Below are 18,318 nucleotides of genomic sequence, written 5' to 3'. Positions count from 1 at the left end.
ATAAAATCGCTGGGAATTTTACAGGCGCCGGCATCTTACCCCGTTCGCGCCATCCCCGAACTTCAGAGACACGAAATCCCCATGTTTGGTTTCTTCAAGAAATCCGCCGAGCCGGCCCCCGAAACACAGGTTGCGGAGGAAAAGGCGCCGGCACTTTCCTGGCGCGAGCGGCTCAAGGCCGGCCTGGCGCGCACGCGCGCGCAATTCGGCGGCAAGCTCAAGTCGATTTTCTCCCGCGGCAAGGTCGACGAGGAACTGCTCGAGGAGCTGGAGGCGCTGCTGCTGACCAGCGATGTCGGCCTCGAGGCGACCTACCATCTGCTCGAGGAACTCAAGGAGCGGACCCGACGCGACCGGATCGAAACGCCGGAAGGCATCCAGAAGGCGCTCTCCGATGCGCTGCACGATCTGCTGCTGCCGCTCGAACAGCCGCTCGACGTCTCGACGCATCGCCCGTACATCATCATGATCGCCGGAGTGAATGGCGCCGGCAAGACGACGTCGATCGGCAAGCTGGCCAAGCACTTCCAGTCACAGGGTCTGTCCGTGCTGCTTGCTGCCGGCGACACCTTTCGCGCCGCCGCACGCGAGCAGCTGCAGACTTGGGGCGAACGCAACAACGTGACGGTGATCTCGCAGGAATCCGGCGACCCGGCGGCGGTCATCTTCGACGCCATTTCGGCCGCCAAGGCACGCGGCATCGACATCGTCCTGGCCGACACAGCCGGCCGCCTGCCGACGCAGCTGCACCTGATGGAAGAAATCGCCAAGGTGCGTCGCGTCATCCAGAAAGCCGACCCGACCGGGCCGCACGAGACGCTGCTGGTGCTCGACGCCAACTTCGGGCAGAACGCGCTGGCGCAGGTCCAGTCCTTCGACAAGGCGATCAACGTCACCGGTCTCGTGCTCACCAAGCTCGACGGCACGGCCAAGGGCGGGGTGATCGCCGCGATCGCCCGGCAGTGCCCGAAGCCGATCCGCTACATCGGCGTCGGCGAAGGCATCGACGACCTGCGGCCGTTCGTCGCCAGGGATTTTGTCGACGCGATTTTCGAGTAGCGGCACATCATGATTTCCGCGAGTGCCGTCACCAAGCGTTATCCGCACGGACTCGAAGCGCTGCGGGAGGTCAGCTTCGAGATCGGCGACGGCGAGATGGTATTCATCACAGGCCATTCCGGCGCCGGCAAATCGACGCTGTTCCGCCTGCTTTCGGCAATCGAAAAGCCGACGTCGGGCAGCATCGTGATCAACGGGCAGAACATCGCCGCACTGCGCCGGAAGGCGATTCCCTACCTGCGCCGCAACCTCGGCATGATCTTCCAGGATCAGAAACTGCTGTTCGATCGCAGCGTTCTGGACAACGTGCTGTTGCCGCTGGCCATCGACGGCATGCCGACGCGCGAAGCACACCGGCGCGCCCGCGCGGCACTGGACAAGGTCGGACTGCTCGACCGCGAGCGCGCCCGGCCGATCGCGCTGTCCGGCGGCGAGCAACAGCGACTGGCCATCGCCCGCGCCGTGGTCAACCGGCCATCGATCATTCTCGCCGACGAACCGACTGCGAACCTCGACAGCGACTCGGCGAGCAACATCCTGGACATCTTCCGCTCGTTCCATCAGGTCGGCGTCACGCTGGTTATCGCCACGCACGATCCGCAATGGATGGCGCGCTTCTCGCCACGCGTGCTGCGTCTCGAACATGGGCGACTGGTCGGAGACAGCGCATGAATTTCTTCTCGCAGCATTTTCTCGCGCTCAAGGGCGCCTGGCGCCGCCTGACCGCCTCACTGCTGAACACGCTCCTCTCGCTGATCGTCATCGGCGTGGCGCTGGCATTGCCCACAGCCGGCTGGGTAGTGCTCGACAACCTGCAGCAGTTCGCCGGCCAAGCGACCGGCACGCAGCAGATCAGTCTGTTCATGAACACCGAGGCCAGCCGGAAACACGTCGCCGAGATCGAATCCCGGCTGAACGACAGCCAACCCGGCCGGTGGCGCTTCGTTCCGCGCGACGAAGCGCTCAAGCGCCTGCAATCGATCGAGGGCATGGGCGACGTTGTCGCCGGACTGTCACGCAATCCACTCCCCGATGCGTTCATCATCGAGCCTGCCGACACACAAACGGAAGCCCTGGAGGAACTGGCCTCGGTCTTCCGTTCCTGGCCGGCTGTTGCGCATGTTCAGGTCGACACGGCCTGGAGTCGGCGCCTGGACGCCTTCCTGCGCATCGGGAAACTCGCGGTCATGTTGCTCGCCGGCGTATTTTCCGGTGCGCTGATCGCCGTGACCTTCAACACCATCCGCCTGCAGATCCTGGCACAAGCGGCAGAAATCGAGGTCGCCCGCCTGATTGGCGCGACCGACGCCTTCATCCGCCGCCCCTTCCACTATTTCGGCGCGCTGCAGGGCGCGCTCGGCGGTCTTTTTGCCGTCGCGCTGGTGATCGCCGGCGGGCACCTGCTCGCCGGGCCATTCGGCGAGTTGATCGACCTGTATCAAGGCAGTTTTGCCGCCCGCGGGCTGACGCCGCAACATGCCGCCGGGGTTGCCGGCGCCGGCGCCGCGCTCGGCTGGCTTGGCGCCAAGCTTTCGGTAGCGATCTACCTGCGGCGAATCAGCTGACGCTGTCCGGACAGCCTTTCGACCAAGCCTACTCGGCGTACTGCGCGCACAGGTGGCGCAACCACTGATTTCCCGGATCGCGGTGATAACGGGCGTGCCAGTATTGCCGGATCATGTACGAGGGAATCCGCACCGGGCACTCCAGCAACTGTAGCTCGTACTGAGCGGCCATCGTCTCGGCGATGTTGCGCGGCAGCGTGGTGATCAGGTCGGTCGTTGCGATGACTTTGCCGATCCCGAGAAAACCGGCCAGCGTCAGCAGGACACGCCGTTCGACATGCTGCGCATGCAGCGCCGACTGGATCAAGGCGTTGACGCCGTGGATGCCGCCATAGCTGACCGCGACGTGCGCCTCACGCTGATAGTCGTCGAGCGTCAGTGCGCCTTTCACGCGCGGATGATCCATGCTGGCCAGGCAGATGAAATCCTGCTTGATCAAGGCCTGCTGGTAGAAGCCGGTGTCCATGCCCGGAACGAAGCCGCCGTAGGCCAGATCGGCATCGCCGCTCTCGAGCATCTGCGCCGTATGCTCGTTGATCGGCAGCGTTTCCACCTGGACGTTGGGCGCGATGCCGCGGATGCACTGCAGCAGCCGGGGAATCATCGTGATGTGCGCCGAATCCGGCGCGCACATGCGGAAGACCCGGGTCGAGGTCGCCGGATCGAAACGCGGCACCTCACCGCTGAGCTGGCGCATGGCTTCGAGGATCGCCCGGGCCTTCTCGACGATCTGGTCGGCACGCGGCGTCGGGATCATTTCCTTCGCCGTGCGGATGAACAGCGGGTCACCCACCTTGTCGCGGATCTGCTTCAGCCAGGTGCTGATTGTCGGCTGCGTCTGCCCCAGGCGTTCAGCCGTCTTGGTCACGCTGCGTGTCGAATGCAGCACGTCGAGCAACTGCAGTTGCTTGACCTCGAAATACGCGCCCGAGTCGCCGTGTTCGTCCATGCAGCCCTCGCCTCACTATTCATTTCGACGATATATAAAAGAAACACCGCCGTTCGTTTTGAATAAAGCTTACGCCCCCCTGACTGGAACTGACAATAATCAAGAACTCGGGCGCGCAACCATTCGCCAGAAAAATAGTTCTTATCCGATCCATCGGATTTACAGATTAACAGCCGTGCTCCTATAGTCATCGTCCCGGCCGCCGTCAGGACAAAACCGCCGGATTCAGTTCAGGGAGACAACGATGATCAGCGGAAAGACCACCCTTTTGCCTTTGTTCGGCTATCCGACCGAAGCGTTCAAGGCGCCCCTCATCTACAACCCCTGGTTCGAGAGCAAGGGCATCGACGCAATCGTTGTGCCGCTCGGGGTCAAACCGGACGACTTCGCCCCGGTTTTCCGCGCCGCATTCATGACGACCAACATCCCCGGCGCGCTGGTCACCATGCCGCACAAGATCGCCGCGGTCGAACTGCTCGACGGGATGTCGACGGCGGTACGGATCGCCGGATCGTGCAATGCCGTGGTAAAACGCGACGATGGTTCGCTCTGGGGCGACATGTTCGACGGCGTCGGTTTTTGCCGCGGCCTGGCGCGCAAGGGGTTCGACTTTACCGCCGCGCGCTGCCTGGTCGTCGGCGCCGGCGGTGTCGGCGCCGCCATTGCCGCGGCGCTCGCCGCCGAGGGCGTCTCCATGATCACCATCAGCGACGTCAACGTAAACTCTGCTGCCGGCCTGGCGCAGCGGCTCACGCACTTTTACCCGCTTCTGGACGCCCGCCCGGGAAGCAACGACGCCGCCGGCTACGACCTCGTGGTCAACGCCACGCCGCTCGGACGCCCCGGCGACCCGCTGCCGATGGACATTTCCCGGCTGACACCGCACACCTTCGTCGGTGAGGTGGTGATGAAGGCGGAAATGACGCCGCTGCTGCAGGCGGCAAAAGCGACCGGCTGCCGCTATCAGGTCGGCGCCGACATGCTGTTCGAAATGATCCCGGCCTATCTGGAGTTCTTCGGCTATGGCACGGCAACCGCTGACGAATTACGCGCCGCCGCGAAGATCAGTTACTAACCGCGCAGCGAGAGAAGAGAGAAAAAGGAATCCGCCGGAGAGGAAGAGGATTGACCTCCCCGGCGGCACGCTGCTTCCGGCACTGACGTGCCCGTGCTTCAACCTTCTTCGGTTTGAGACCGATCAAACGGTCGCGACCACGCTGCCACGCTTCGCCGCCTCTACCACCGCCTCGGTGACACGCAGGTTCTGCAACCCGTCGCGCGCGGAAACCAGCGGTTCGACTTCACCGCGAATGACTGCGGCGAAGTGTGCGATCTGCTCGGCCAGCGGGTCCTTGCGCTCGACGGGCTGCGTTTCGCAGAAGAACGGCTTGTACCAGGAGCGGTCGTTGTCTTCTTTGTAGTACTTGAGACGCATCGTCGGCACCGCAAGCGAGCCACGGTTGCCGATGATCGTGTAGCAATCCTCGTCCGGGTAGGTCGGGTACTGCTTGTTCTCCTGCGAGGTCTGTTCCCAGCTCTTGGCGCAGCCGGCGGCGTCGGAAAGCAGGAAGCTGCCCAGCGCGCCATTGGCGAAACGGAAATTGATCGCGGCCGTGTCCTCGACTTCAAAGCCGCGCGTGGCATTGGCGGTGAAGGCCTGCACTGCGACGATCTCGCCGACCATCGCCCGCAGATTGCCGACCTCGTGGATCAGGTTGAGCAGGATCGGGCCGCCGCCCGGCGCGCGCCGCCAGGCGTTCGGGCCGTCGTAATAACCATCGCTGTCCGGCTTGTAGAACACCGCGCTGCCGATGACACCGACGATCTGGCCAAGAATGCCCGACTGTACGACCTCGACCACCTTGTGCAGGATCGGACTGTGCCGCCGATGGTGGCCGACCAGCACCTTGACGCCAGCGGCCTCGGCCGCCTCGCAGACGCGAAGTCCGTCGGCCACCGTGTGCGCCACCGGCTTCTCGATGAATACCGGAACCCCGGCACGGATGCAGGCGAGCGCCTGCTCGGCGTGCAATTGATTCGGCGTCGCCAGGATCACGCCGTCGGGCTTGTCCCGCGCGAGCATCTCGTCGAGCGAGGCATGGACTGGCACGTCCGCCGTCGCGGCCAGTCCGGCATTCGCGCCGAGCCCGGCGATCTTCTTCGGCGGGTGCGGGTCGACGATGGAAACCAGTTCACAGCCCGGGTTTTTCTGAATTTCCTCGATATGGCGATAGCCGATCAAGCCGGCCCCCGCCACCGAGAGACGAACTTTTCTCACAACGAACTCCTGATTTTGAAGATGTGCGCCGACAGTGCTGGCGGACGGACCCGGGCTCCATCCGCCAGTGACAGCCTGGCGAAACCACGACTGACTAGCGCGACCTACTTGCGGACTTTCTCGAGTTCGGCCTGCAGTTCCTTGACGAGATCGGCACCGACGTTGGCGCTGTACTTCTCGATCACCGGCTTGAGCTTCTCGCGGATCTTGGCGACTTCAGCCGGCGGCAGCTCGGTCACTTCCATCGACTTCTTCAGGGAAGCCAGCGACTTGTCCGCCAGGGCCCGCGCATTCTTGCGCTGCCAGTCCCGCGCCTCAAGCGCCGTCGACGCCAGAATGTCCTGCTCCTCCTTGCTCAGCGCATCCCACTTCTTCTTGCTGGCGATCAGCGACTGCGGGTTGTACATGTGGTTGGAGACCGCGAGGTACTTCTGGACTTCGGGGAAGCGGCTGGTCTCGATCACCGAGAACGGGTTTTCCTGGCCGTCGATGATCTTCGACTCAAGCGCCGTATACACTTCAGAGAAGCTCATCGGCACCGGATTCGCGCCGAGCGCGGTAAACGTGTCGATATAGATCGGCGCCTGGATCACCCGCAGCTTCAGACCTTCGATGTCGCTCGCCTGGGTGATCGCACGCCGGTTGTTGGTAATCTGGCGGAAGCCCAGCTCCATATAGGCCAGACTATAGAGTCCCTTGGACGGCAACAGGTCGCCCAGTTTTTTGCCGAAGGGGCCGTCGAGCACCTTGTCGGCCTCCGGGCCGCTGTTGAACATGAACGGCAGGTCAAAGACCGCGAATTCCTTCTGGATGCCCTGCAGGATGCCGGAGTTCATCGCCGCGAAATCGATCGTCCCGCCCTGTACTGCCGAGAGCACCTGAACATCGCCGCCGAGCGTACTCGGGAAAACCTTGAGCGTCATCTTGCCGCCACTCTTGGCCTTGATCAGTTCCGCCCATTTCTCGCAACCGACGACCACCGGATGCCCGGGCGCGCCGTTGATGGCAACCCGGAACGTGCGCTCACTGATTTCCGCCTGTGCCATACCGACGGCAAAGACCCCTGCGACCATTGCAGCCAACCTCAACGAAGCGAAACCTTTCATGCGACTCTCCTCTTGATTTTTGGGATGATTCTGCGCAGTTGCCGCGTTCGCTCTTTTACGTACGCCGCGGCTTCTGCACCTCGTCGAAACGAGCAGCTACGATACTGCAAACCGTTTCGCCTACAATTATCCAAATATTGAAATCAAAATTAACCACGAGTGAACAATATCGAGATCATCGACCTGCGCGTGCTCTGCAGCGTCGCGCGTTTTTCGAGCTTCATCGCGGCCGCTCACGAACTCGGCATCTCGCCGGCCTACGTGAGCAAGCGGATCGCCGAACTTGAGCATCGATTCGGTGTGCCGCTCTTCTATCGCTCGACCCGGCGCGTCCGGATCAGCGATCAGGGCGAAATCGCCTACGCCTGGGCGCGACGGATTCTCGACGACATCGACGGCATGGCCACGGAGATGTCCGACGCGAAGATCGACCCGTCCGGCCCGCTGCGCGTCAGCACCAGCCTGCGCCTCGGGCGCAACCATGTCTCGCCGATCCTGGCGCTGCTCGGCAAGCACCACCCCCGCCTGGAAGTTTGGCTGGAACTGGTCAATAGTCGGGTAGACATGATCGAGGACGGCATCGACATCGACATTCGCGTCGGCGAAGTCAGCGAACCCAATGTGATCGCGCATCGCGTGGTGAAAAGCGAGCGAATCCTCTGCGCCGCGCCCGCGTATCTGCGTGAAAACGGCGCTCCGACCTGCGCCAGCGATCTGACACGCCACGAATGCCTGCTTTTCCGGGGGCGGGATCAGCCGTTCGGAGTCTGGCGACTCGACGGACCCAACGGCAGCGAAACGATCAAGGTGACCGGCCGCGTCGGTTCCAACCACGGCGACATCATCCGTAACTGGGCGCTGGAGGGCTACGGGATCATCATGCTCTCGGATTGGGACGTCGCCGACGATCTGCGCAGCGGCGCGCTGGTTCGCGTCCTTCCCGACCATTCGCAACCGGCCGACATGATGTTGGTCACCAGTGGCCGGATGACGTCGTCGGCGAAGATCCGCAACAGCGTCGAGTTTCTGATCGAGCAGTTGCGCGAAGGCCCGTTCGCCCTGCAGGCGATGGGCTACTGATCAGACGACGGTCAACCCGCGCGAGGAAAAGGCTCGCTTGACTTCTTCAAGCGCCTCGGGCGTCGGCGGCTGGGTATCGGCCAGCTTGTACGACAGGCGCAACTCCTGCCACTTGAACTCGCCCATCTTGTGAAACGGCAGGACTTCGACCCGTTCGACGTTCTTCAGCGAAGCGGCGAATTCGGCGAGCCCCTCGACGTTCTCGCGGGCATCGGTCAGGCCCGGCACCAGGACGAAGCGAATCCACATCGGGCGCCCGAGTTGTTCGAGGCGGCGGGCGAAATCGAGCGTCGGCTGGATATCGGTGCCGCAGACACAGCGATACGTTTCCGGATCGTAGGACTTGATGTCCAGCATCACGAGATCGATGTCCGCAAGGAACGCATCGCTTACCTTGCTGCCGAGATAACCGGTCGTATCGAGCGCCGTGTGCAGCCCCATCTCCTTGCTGCCGCGCAGGAGCGAAGCAACGAACTTCGGCTGGACGAGCGGCTCGCCGCCGCTGATCGTCACGCCGCCGCGCGCGCGCTTGAGGAAGGTCGCGGAGTTCTCGATCTGGTCGAGCAGGTCGGCCGAGGCCACCAGCCGCCCCTGTTTCAGGCGCCAGCTGTCGGGGTTGTGGCAATACAGGCAGCGATGCGGACAGCCCTGGGTGAAAACGACGAAGCGCACGCCCGGACCATCGACGGTCCCCAGCGTCTCGACCGAGTGGATATAGCCATCGACCGATTCGGTCTGGCGCGGACCGGAGCGAATTCTCATGGATCGTTCTCCCGAATCTCCAGAAAGACCGAGGCCGGTTGAGCCTTTGCGTTCAACCGGCCTCGAACAGCCTTACTTTAACAACGGATCAGCGTACCGATCAGACCAGCGCCGGCGTCGACAGCTTGTCGTGGAAGGTCCGGGTGATCACGTCGAGCTGCTGCTCGCGCGTGAGCTTGATGAAGTTCACCGCGTAGCCCGACACGCGAACGGTCAGCTGCGGATACTTCTCCGGATGATCCATGGCGTCCTGCAGCGTCTCGCGGGTGAACACGTTGACGTTGATGTGCTGGCCGCCTTCGCCGAAGTAGCCGTCGAGCAGGCCGACGAGGTTGCCGACGCGCTCCTGGCCGGTCTTGCCGAGAGCCTTCGGCACCACCGAGAAGGTGTAGGAGATGCCGTCCTGCGCATGCTCGTAATCGATCTTGGCGACCGAACGCATCGAAGCCATTGCGCCCTTCTTGTCGCGGCCGTGCATCGGGTTGGCGCCCGGCGCGAACGGTTCGCCGGCCTTGCGGCCGTCCGGCGTGTTGCCGGTCTTCTTGCCGTAGACGACGTTCGAGGTGATGGTCAGCACCGACTGGGTGTGCATCGCGTCGCGGTAGGTCGGGTGCTGGCGCAGCTTCTCCATGAAGCTCTTGACCACCGACGTGGCGATCTCGTCGACGCGGTCGTCGTCGTTGCCGAACATCGGGAACTCGCCGTCGATCTGGTAATCGACCGCCAGGCCCGTCTCGTCACGGATGACATGCACCTTGGCGTACTTGATCGCCGAGAGCGAGTCGGAAACGACCGACAGGCCGGCGATGCCGCAGGCCATCGTGCGCAGGATGTGCATGTCGTGCAGCGCCATCTCGATGCGCTCGTAGGCGTAGCGATCGTGCATGTAGTGGATGACGTTCAGCGCGTTCACATAGGTGCCGGCCAGCCAGTCCATCATGTGCTCGAAGCGCTCCATCACTTCGTCGAAGTTCAGCACGTTGGCGGTGATCGGGGCGAACGGCGTGGTCACCTGCTTGCCGGAGATCTCGTCGCGGCCGCCGTTGATTGCGTACAGCAGCGCCTTGGCCAGGTTGACGCGGGCGCCGAAGAACTGCATCTGCTTGCCGGTGCGCATCGCCGAGACGCAGCAGGCGATCGAGTAGTCGTCGCCCCAGTACTGACGCATCAGGTCGTCGTTCTCGTACTGGATCGAGCTGGTTTCGATCGACTGCTTCGCGCAGAAGTCCTTGAAGCCTTGCGGCAACAGGTGCGACCAGAGCACGGTCAGGTTCGGCTCGGGCGCTGCGCCGAGGGTGGTCAGCGTGTGCAGGAAGCGGAAGCTGTTCTTGGTCACCAGCGGACGGCCGTCGATGCCGATGCCGCCGATGGCTTCGGTCACCCAGGTCGGGTCGCCGGAGAACAGCGCGTTGTAATCGTGGGTACGCAGGAAACGGACCATGCGCAGCTTGATGACCAGGTCGTCAACGAGTTCCTGTGCGTCGAGTTCGGTCATCAGCCCTTCGGCGATGTCGCGCTCGATGTAGATGTCGAGGAAGGTGCTGACGCGGCCCAGCGACATGGCGGCGCCGTTCTGCTCCTTGACCGCAGCGAGGTAGCCGAAGTAGGTCCACTGCACGGCTTCGCGGGCGTTGCGCGCTGGTTTGGAAATGTCGTAGCCGTAGCTGGTGGCCATCTGGCGCAGTTCTTCGAGCGCCATGATCTGGCGCGACAGCTCTTCGCGCAGACGGATCGTTTCTTCCTTGATCACGTCGAGGCGCAGCTCATGCTTCTGCGCGTGCTTGTCCTGCAGCAGACGGTCGAGGCCGTACAGCGCGACGCGGCGGTAGTCGCCGATGATGCGGCCGCGGCCGTAGGCATCCGGCAGACCGGTGATGATGGCGGAGCTGCGGGCGCGCAGCATGTCTTCGGTGTAGGCATCGAACACGCCCTGGTTGTGCGTGCGACGATATTCACTGAATACGCGCTCGATTTCCGGGTCGATCTTGTAGCCGTACTCTTCCAGCGCCTGCGCGGCCATGCGGATACCGCCGAACGGCATCATCGCGCGCTTCAGGGGCTTGTCGGTCTGCAGACCGACGATCTTCTCCAGGCTCTTGTCGATGTAGCCCGGCGCATGCGTCGCGATGTTGCCGACGATATGCGTGTCCGCGTCGATCACGCCGCCCTTGGCCAGCTCCTCTTTGTACAGCTCGAGCACCTGGTTCCAGACGTTCAGCGTGCGCTCGGTCGCCGGCGCAAGGAAGGTGTCGTCGCCGAGGTACGGCGTGTAGTTGCGGTGGATGAAGTCACGGACGTTGATTTCCTTCGTCCAGGTCCCCGCCTCGAAACCTTCCCAGGCGTTTTCACGCACCGGCGCGGCTTCTGGCGCCAGCGCGGCATCCGAATCGGGAACGACCTTTACCTTTGCTGCTGACTTCGTGCTTCTCGCCATGACTTACTCTCTCCTTAGCAGAAAACCTCGCCACACGATGTGGACGTTCAAAGTTTCTCTATTTCTGGATTCGTTTGATCCCGGCATGCGTCACCGCAGCGACGACCGGATCCTTGTGTTCGTTGGCGGCCTCCTCGGCCATTGACGGGCGCGAGGCGTACCAGTACGCAGCGCCCATGAGCAACGCTCCGCTAGCGGTATTGCCCAGGGTCGCCCAAAAGATGTTGTGGATCCAGCCCGCCATATTGACGGTCGGATCGCCGCCGCCCATCACGCCGAGGGTCAGCCCGGTCATGTTGGCGACGCTGTGTTCGTAGCCGCTGGCGATGAAGCCGAGCAGGCACCAGAAGATCAGGATGCACTTGGCCGCGTCGTTGGTCGTCCGCGCCGCCATCCAGATCGACAGGCAGACGAGCCAGTTGCAGAGCATGCCCTTGGTGAAGATCTGCAGCGCGGAGCCGTGCATCTTGTGCCCGACGATGTCGTACAGTACCGTCCCGTCGACCAGGTTGCCGCCACCGGAAACAACGAATAGCGAGGTGACAAGCAGCGCGCCGGCAAGATTGCCCAGCCAGACGATCGCGCACATCCGGATCGAATCGGGCAAGGAAGTGCGCCCGCGCAGCCAGCCGAGCGCCATGTACATCGTATAACCGGTAAAAAGTTCGGAACCCGCGAAGATGACCAGTGTCAGAGAGATCCCGAAACAGGCGCCCATGACCAGTTTGCGGATCGACGGATCGACGTCGTTGCCGAGCGTAAAGATCAGGATGATCGACAGCCCGACGTATGCGCCGGCCATCATCGCGCCGACGAAGAACCCGCCCGGGGATTTTTTCTGGTAGCTGACCTTCTTGGCTGCGGCTTCCGCAAACTTGTCTACGGTTTCGAGATACATCTGAATTCCTGTAGGGGCGTTATTGCGCCCGTCCGCGACACTTCCGCGACGACGGGCTTGGTGCCATCGTTGAACACAAAAAGCAGTGCTGGCTGTACCTGAAAGGTTCGCACAAGCGCGCGAAAACCCATTAAATTCAGATACAAATCAATCACTTACCCGACGGGCTGTGGGGGCAACCGCAGAAACGGGCTATCGAACGCGCGGCATTCTACCTGAACAGTTTATTTTTCGCCATACGAAAAGGCGTTTTTATATGTGAAAAATTTACACGACTGCTTGAGCTCTATTCATTCAGCCCGCGACCAGTATTTGAGCTTCCACGCCGCCCGCGTACAGCCAAGCACGCCGGCGCTCACGGCCCAGAAAACGCTGGCCACGCCGATCGCCGAACCGACGGTGCCGAACACCATCGGCATCAGGATGCTCGACACGTTGATCGACATCAGGCGCAGGCCGAGCGCCTCGCCTTGCCGATGCGGCGGCGTGATCAAATGCAGGGCGCTCATGATCATCGGCTGCACCGAGCCGAGCGACAGCCCGAGCAAAACCGAGCAGAGGAACATCGCCCACGGTGACTGCAACAGCGGATACACGGCGTAGAGTGCCGAAGCGCACAGCATCGCCCCTGCTATCACCGCCCACTCCTGCAATCGGGAGGCGATTATCGGCATGACCAGTCGGACCACCGTAGCGGCGACAGCGAAGGTACCGAGAATGGCACCGATTACCGAGGCGCTGAGTCCGCGTTCATACCCGAGTATCGGCAGGACGAAAGTATGCACATCCCAGCACGAGGTGAGAATCCAGTTGATCAGCAAGAGCTGGCGCATGCGCGGCTCGGCGAGCAGATCCCAGGAGCGGGAAGTTCCCGCAGCCTCCTGCTGCTCCTGCAAAGGAGTATCGCCGGTGGAACGCACCAGCCACCACGAGCACAGGGCCAGCGCGGCCATCGTCAGGAAGCTGGCGCGAAAACCGGCGTGATCGATCACCAGCCCGGCGACGAACGGCCCGACGAAATTGGCGATCGACGGCGCGATGGCCAGCCAGCTGAACACCTGTTTGATCTGCGTCGGATCGTCGGCGAGCCGCCCAGCGTGCCGCTGCAGGGTAATCACCGCCGCGCCGGTGGCGCCACCGGTGAGCAAGGCGGCGACACAGAGCACGGGAAAGATCGGCCAGGCTGCTACCAGCACCGCGCCGAATACGGCGGCGATGGTGCAGAACCCCACCGGACGCTTGAGCGTATTGCGATCGGCGTAACGCCCGGCCGGAATGGCCAGGAACAACTGCACGAAGGCAAACAGCGCGAGCAGGATGCCGACTGTCGCCGCACTGTAGCCAGCGCGCAGGGCCAGCAGCGGCGCCGCCATGCGGATTCCGGCCATGCAGCCGTTCATGCAGATCTGCACGCCGATCAGGCGCAGCAGCGTGGCGTTCAGACGGATAGTGGACTTCATTGTCTATGGCCGATCAATGCGCGCTCAGTCAGCCTGGATCAGCAATCCCTTGAGATACTCGCCCTCAGGAAAATGCAGGGCGACGGGGTGATCGGGGCCGGCGGAGAGCCGGCGCAGGATGCGCGCGTCGCGCCTCGCATCGACCGCCGCGCCGGCGACGATCTTCTGAAAGAGTTCCAGCCCGATACCGCCCGAGCACGAATAGGTCAGCAAGTAGCCACCCGGATTGAGCAGCCGGAAACCGAGCAGGTTGATGTCCTTGTAGGCGCGCGCGGCGCGGTCGGCATGCGCGGCCGACGGCGCGAACTTCGGCGGATCGAGGACGATCAGGTCGAAGCGGCGCGCCTCCTTCCGGAACACACGCAGCGCCTCGAAGACGTCCGCTTCGAGCCATTCGGCGCGCGACGCGTCGAGGTGCGGATTCATCGCCAGGTTGGCCCGTGCGCCAGCCAGCGCCGGTCCGGACGAATCGATCGACAGGACTTGCTCCGCACCGCCAGCCAACGCCTGCAGCGAGAAGCCGCCGGTGTAGCAGAAACAATTGAGCACGCGCTTGCCGGCCGCCAGATCGCGCGTCAGCAGACGGTTGTCGCGCTGGTCGAGGTAAAAGCCGGTCTTGTGCCCGCCGACAACGTCGACACCGAGACGCACCCCGTTCTCGTCGATCGACAGACTGCTTTCCGGTGCCTCGCCGTAGGCCCAGCCGGTGACGGGCTCCAGCCCTTCGAGACCGCGCACGTCGGAATCGGAACGCTCGTAGATGCGGGCGACACCCAACGCCTCGGTCGCCTTGACCAGCGCACCGACGATGGCGTTACGCCACTTGTCCGGGCCGGCGGCGGTCAATTGCAGGCAGATCGTGTCGCCGTAACGGTCGGCGATCACCCCCGGCAGCCCATCCGATTCGCCGTGAATCAGGCGCATGCCGTCCTGACCCGCCAGTTGCGGCATAGCCTGCCGACGCGCCACGGCATCGGCGACACGCCGCTTGAAGAAGGCATCGTCGATAATCGCCTCCGGATCGAAGCTCCACACGCGCGCGCGAATCTGCGACTTCGGACTCCACGCCGCCCGCGCCAGCCGGCGCCCGTCGGCGTCGATCACGTCAACCGTATCGCCCGGCCGCGCGCGACCGTTCAGGCGGGCGACCGAGCCTTCGAAAATCCAGGGATGACGGCGAAAGAGCGAACGCTCCTTGCCGGGGTTGAGTATGAGTTCAGGCATGGGCGGCATTCTACGCCGACGCAGCCCCGTCGTTGTGCCGACGTTACGCCAATGCGGCGCTCAGCGTCCGGTCAGAAACTCCCGGAATGCCGCCGCGGCCATCGGGCGGCCGCAGTGGTAACCCTGAACCTCGTCGCACTCGATCAAGCCGAGCAGATCAAGCACGTGCTGGCTCTCGACGCCTTCGGCGATCGTCTTCAGCCCGAGGCTGCGCGCCATCTGGATGATCGCGCGCACGATCGCCGCATCTTCCGAATTGGGAACCAGATCACGCACGAAGGTCTGGTCGATCTTCAGCTTGTCGACCTCGAAGCGCTTCAGGTAGGCCAGGCTGGAGTAGCCCGTGCCGAAATCGTCGATCGACAGCTTGACGCCCATCTGCTTGAGCCGTTTCACCGCCGCGAGGACGTTTTCGCTGTCGCGGATCAGGATCGATTCGGTCAGCTCCAGTTCCAGCAGATGCGGATCCAGGCCGCTTTCCTCCAGCGCCCGCGCGACGGACTGTTCGATGTCGCCGCGCTTGAACTGGATCGCCGAGAGATTAACCGCCACGATCAACCCACCTTTTCCGGCCTCGCGCCAGCGCATCGCCTCGCGGCACGCCTCGCGCAACACCCAGTCGCCGATCTGCACGATCAGCCCCGTTTCCTCGGCGACCGGGATGAAGCGTCCCGGCGAGACCAGGCCGAGATCCGGATGGCACCAGCGCAGCAGCGCCTCCGCGCCGATCAGCCGGCCACTGGCAATTTCGATCTGCGGCTGGTAGTGCAGGACGAACTGTTCGGCTTCCAGCGCCCGCCACAGGCCGGCATGAATGGTGATCTGCTCGACCGCGTCCTCGTTCATTTCCTCGTTGAAGAAGCGGTACGTGTTGCGGCCGGCGTCCTTGGCACGAAACATCGCCATGTCCGCCTTCTTAAGCAGCGTCTCGAAATCGGCGCCGTCCTCCGGAAAAATCGCCACGCCGACGGAAACCGAGGTGGTCAATTCCTGGCCATCGATCCGGAACGGCTGCTGCAGGTCATCCATCAGCTCGCCGAGAAAGGTCACGATCGCGTCGGGTTCGGAAAGGTTGGAAAGCAGCAGATGGAACTCGTCTCCCCCTTGCCGGCTCAAGGTATCGGTACTCCGCACATGCGTCGAGATTCGCCCGGCGAGGTCGACGAGCAGGCGATCGCCAGCGGCGTGGCCGAGGAAGTCATTGATCGTCTTGAACCGGTCGAGGTCGATGATCATCAGCGCCAGTTTAGTGCCGCTGGTATGCGCAAAGGCCATGGCCTGCTGCATGCGGTCCTTCAACAGCGCCTGATTGGGCAGGCCGGTCAGCGCATCGTGGTACGACAGGTACTCGGCCCGGGCCTCGGCCTGTTTGCGCTCGGTGACGTCGGAGATGATCCAGATGCTGCCCAGCTCCGGTTTGGCCGGATCGACACAGCGCCCGGCCAATTCGCCCCAGAAGGTGCTCCCGTCGACCCGCGCCATCAACTCCGCGAAGGAATAGCTCTGCCCGGCGTCGAGCTGGGCATAGGCATCTTCACCGCTCTCCGCGAAGGCTGCATCGCTGGTGTACAGAATCCGTGTCGATCGCCCGACCACCCTGCCCGGCGGCAAGCCAAGCATTTCTTCAAGGCGCCGGTTGCACGACACGAACACCCGCTCGCGCACCATGGCGATGCCGACCAGCGCGTTGTCGAGCAGGGCCTCCTTTTCGGCAAGGAGCGACGCCACCATTTCGTGCGCCCGCTTCCGCTCGGTGATATCGCGCCCGACGATGACGCCGTAGCTGCGGCCTTCGAGCGTCGCCAAGCGATAGGTCAACTCCAGCCAGACCGACTGTCCGTCACGGTGGAACTCGGTTACGTCGGAATGCGAGGGTATCGCGCCGGAATCGCGCTCCTGACGCGACTCGACGCTCAAGGTCTCGACGATTTCAGCGGCATCCCCCAGCCCCAGCGCCACGAACGGCTCGCCGACCAGCGTCACCGAGGAGCGCCCGAGCAGTTGCCCGAGCGCCGCATTGGCATCGCAGACCGTTCCGTCCGGTAGCGAGATCAGGACCACGCAGTCGCTCGTCCGGTCGAGCAGGGTGCGAAAGCGCTCCAGCCGGTCGAGGTTTTCCCGCAACTGCGGGTAATAGCTTTTGCGGAACGAACGCTCCCCCAAGCCGACGATTTGGCTCTTCTGTTCCTCCCAGTCGCGCGGATCAGAGGGCTTCGCCATAAATCGCCTTGACATCGCCGACGACAACGCGGCGCGGGTTGGTCACGATGCATGCATCGTTGATCGCGTGCCGGGTCAGTTGTGGAATATCCGTGACGCTGACCCCACGCGCCGCCAACGCGTCGACGATGCCGACCCGCCGGCGCAGCGACGACAACGCTTCCGTGATTCTCCGTGAGAGTTCCTGCTCCCCCATTCCGCGCGAATCGATCCCGATCGCCTCGCCCACCCGGCGGAAGCGCTCGATCGCCGCTGTCATGTTGAACCGTGTGACATGCTCCAGGAGCAGGGCATTGCACTCGCCGTGCGGCAGGTCGAGATAGCCGCCGAGGGAATGCGCCAGGGCATGCACCGCCCCGAGGCTCGCGTTGGAAAAAGCCAACCCGGCCTGCAGACTGGCCAGCAGCATGTTTTCCCGCGCTTCGACCCGATCCGGAGACAACACCGCCTGTTCAAGGTTGTTCCAGACCAGCCGGATGGCCTCCAGCGCATGCACATCGGCCACCGGGGAACTGGCGGTTGACACGTACGCCTCGATGGCGTGCGTCAACGCATCGAGCCCGGTACACGCCGTCAGGTACGGCGCCATGGTCGTTGTCGTTTCAGGGTCGATCAGCGCGACGTCCGGGACAACGGTCTTGCTGATGATCGCCATCTTGTAGCGCTCATCCGAGTTCACGATGATGCAGAACTGCGAGACGTCGGCGGCGGTACCCGCGGTGGTCGGTATGCAGATCAGCGGCGGACCGGGAAGCTCGATCTTGTCGATGCCCTCGAACTCGCGCACATCGATCTCATTGGTATGCACGACACCGATGGCCTTGGCACAATCGATCACGCTGCCGCCACCGAGCGCCACGATCACGTCGCACCGCTCCCGCGCGTACAACTCGGCACCGGCCATGACCTCGTAGTCCTTCGGGTTGGGCGTCAGATCCTTGAATACGACCGACTCGATGCCGAATTCGGCGAGATCGTCCTGCACGTCCTTCAGCCAGCCGGCGGCGATCACCCCGGCATCGCTGACGACAAGCACCCGCCGCGCCATCATGTTCTTGGCGTAGAAGCCGACCCGCCGCCGCGATCCGACTCCGAAGATGAACTCCGGCGCGACGAACTTGCGCATCTCGTAAAGTGCCATTGTTCAAGCCTCTGCCCGTAAAGCCTCCGGCTGAGAACGCCGGAAGTATTTATCTTTACCCTGTTTCAATACTAGCCTCCGGAAATACGAAGGAGCAAGCCGGCTTTGCCTGTCTTTACCGGTATACTCGTCGGTTGTGCCA

The 18,318-nt window shown here is 63.2% G+C and carries 15 protein-coding genes; 5 read left to right on the top strand and 10 right to left on the bottom strand.

Annotated features, from left to right (window positions below; all coding sequences use genetic code 11):
• The first annotated feature begins 81 nt into the window (after positions 1–81).
• The 3 genes from ftsY to ftsX are packed head-to-tail and all read left to right on the top strand — an operon-like array spanning position 82 to position 2,624.
• Entirely contained in the window at positions 82–1,059 is a 978-nt protein-coding gene (gene ftsY, locus BO74_RS06865) for a signal recognition particle-docking protein FtsY (protein WP_496441040.1), read from the top strand.
• Between the two features lie 9 nt (positions 1,060–1,068).
• A complete protein-coding gene (ftsE, locus tag BO74_RS06860) occupies positions 1,069–1,731 on the top strand; it encodes a cell division ATP-binding protein FtsE (RefSeq protein ID WP_496441038.1) in 663 nt (220 codons plus the stop codon).
• Positions 1,728–2,624 carry a permease-like cell division protein FtsX gene (gene ftsX, locus BO74_RS06855; RefSeq protein WP_496441036.1) on the top strand — a complete coding sequence of 299 codons (897 nt, stop codon included), beginning with the start codon at positions 1,728–1,730 and terminating at the stop codon, positions 2,622–2,624. Before ftsE ends, ftsX begins: the two co-directional genes overlap by 4 nt.
• A gap of 28 nt (positions 2,625–2,652) precedes the next feature.
• Here the strand turns inward: ftsX and BO74_RS06850 are convergent, their stop codons facing one another.
• Positions 2,653–3,573 carry a LysR family transcriptional regulator gene (locus BO74_RS06850; protein ID WP_496441035.1) on the bottom strand — a complete coding sequence of 307 codons (921 nt, stop codon included), beginning with the start codon at positions 3,571–3,573 and terminating at the stop codon, positions 2,653–2,655.
• Positions 3,574–3,817: 244 nt separating this feature from the next.
• Here BO74_RS06850 and BO74_RS06845 point away from each other — a divergent pair, with 244 nt between their 5' ends.
• Positions 3,818–4,648, top strand: a complete 831-nt coding sequence (locus tag BO74_RS06845) for a shikimate dehydrogenase family protein (RefSeq protein ID WP_496441034.1) — start codon at positions 3,818–3,820, stop codon at positions 4,646–4,648.
• A 123-nt stretch (positions 4,649–4,771) separates the two neighbouring features.
• Here BO74_RS06845 and BO74_RS06840 read toward each other — a convergent pair whose 3' ends face one another.
• Together BO74_RS06840 and BO74_RS06835 are read right to left on the bottom strand one after the other, a co-directional pair.
• Complete coding sequence (locus BO74_RS06840) at positions 4,772–5,851, bottom strand: Gfo/Idh/MocA family protein (protein WP_496441032.1); 1,080 nt, start codon at positions 5,849–5,851, stop codon at positions 4,772–4,774.
• Between the two features lie 104 nt (positions 5,852–5,955).
• On the bottom strand, positions 5,956–6,957 hold the full coding sequence (locus tag BO74_RS06835) for a TRAP transporter substrate-binding protein (RefSeq protein WP_496441030.1): 1,002 nt from the start codon (positions 6,955–6,957) through the stop codon (positions 5,956–5,958).
• 159 nt (positions 6,958–7,116) lie between these two features.
• Here BO74_RS06835 and BO74_RS06830 point away from each other — a divergent pair, with 159 nt between their 5' ends.
• Positions 7,117–8,037 carry a LysR family transcriptional regulator gene (locus BO74_RS06830; protein WP_496441028.1) on the top strand — a complete coding sequence of 307 codons (921 nt, stop codon included), beginning with the start codon at positions 7,117–7,119 and terminating at the stop codon, positions 8,035–8,037.
• On the opposite strand, the gene pflA is transcribed toward BO74_RS06830, so the two are convergent.
• From pflA to ercA, 7 genes are all read right to left on the bottom strand, one after another.
• Entirely contained in the window at positions 8,038–8,799 is a 762-nt protein-coding gene (gene pflA / locus BO74_RS06825) for a pyruvate formate-lyase-activating protein (protein ID WP_496441027.1), read from the bottom strand. It abuts the gene before it with no gap.
• Positions 8,800–8,899: 100 nt separating this feature from the next.
• On the bottom strand, positions 8,900–11,233 hold the full coding sequence (pflB, locus tag BO74_RS06820) for a formate C-acetyltransferase (RefSeq protein WP_496441026.1): 2,334 nt from the start codon (positions 11,231–11,233) through the stop codon (positions 8,900–8,902).
• Positions 11,234–11,291: 58 nt separating this feature from the next.
• The gene (locus tag BO74_RS06815; protein WP_496441025.1) at positions 11,292–12,131 is read right to left on the bottom strand and encodes a formate/nitrite transporter family protein; all 840 of its coding nucleotides are present in this window, start codon (positions 12,129–12,131) and stop codon (positions 11,292–11,294) included.
• Positions 12,132–12,421: 290 nt separating this feature from the next.
• Positions 12,422–13,591 carry an MFS transporter gene (locus BO74_RS06810; protein WP_496441024.1) on the bottom strand — a complete coding sequence of 390 codons (1,170 nt, stop codon included), beginning with the start codon at positions 13,589–13,591 and terminating at the stop codon, positions 12,422–12,424.
• A gap of 24 nt (positions 13,592–13,615) precedes the next feature.
• On the bottom strand, positions 13,616–14,815 hold the full coding sequence (locus BO74_RS06805) for a class I SAM-dependent rRNA methyltransferase (protein WP_496441022.1): 1,200 nt from the start codon (positions 14,813–14,815) through the stop codon (positions 13,616–13,618).
• Between the two features lie 60 nt (positions 14,816–14,875).
• Positions 14,876–17,035: a putative bifunctional diguanylate cyclase/phosphodiesterase gene (locus BO74_RS06800; protein ID WP_496441020.1), complete on the bottom strand. Its 2,160-nt coding sequence runs from the start codon at positions 17,033–17,035 to the stop codon at positions 14,876–14,878.
• Positions 17,019–18,176: an alcohol dehydrogenase-like regulatory protein ErcA gene (ercA, locus tag BO74_RS06795; RefSeq protein WP_496441018.1), complete on the bottom strand. Its 1,158-nt coding sequence runs from the start codon at positions 18,174–18,176 to the stop codon at positions 17,019–17,021. The genes BO74_RS06800 and ercA overlap by 17 nt, the downstream gene beginning before the upstream one ends.
• Between the last annotated feature and the right edge of the window lie 142 nt (positions 18,177–18,318).

Source organism: Propionivibrio pelophilus DSM 12018, assembly GCF_059569095.1.
This window is presented reverse-complemented; position numbering and strand designations above follow the sequence as displayed.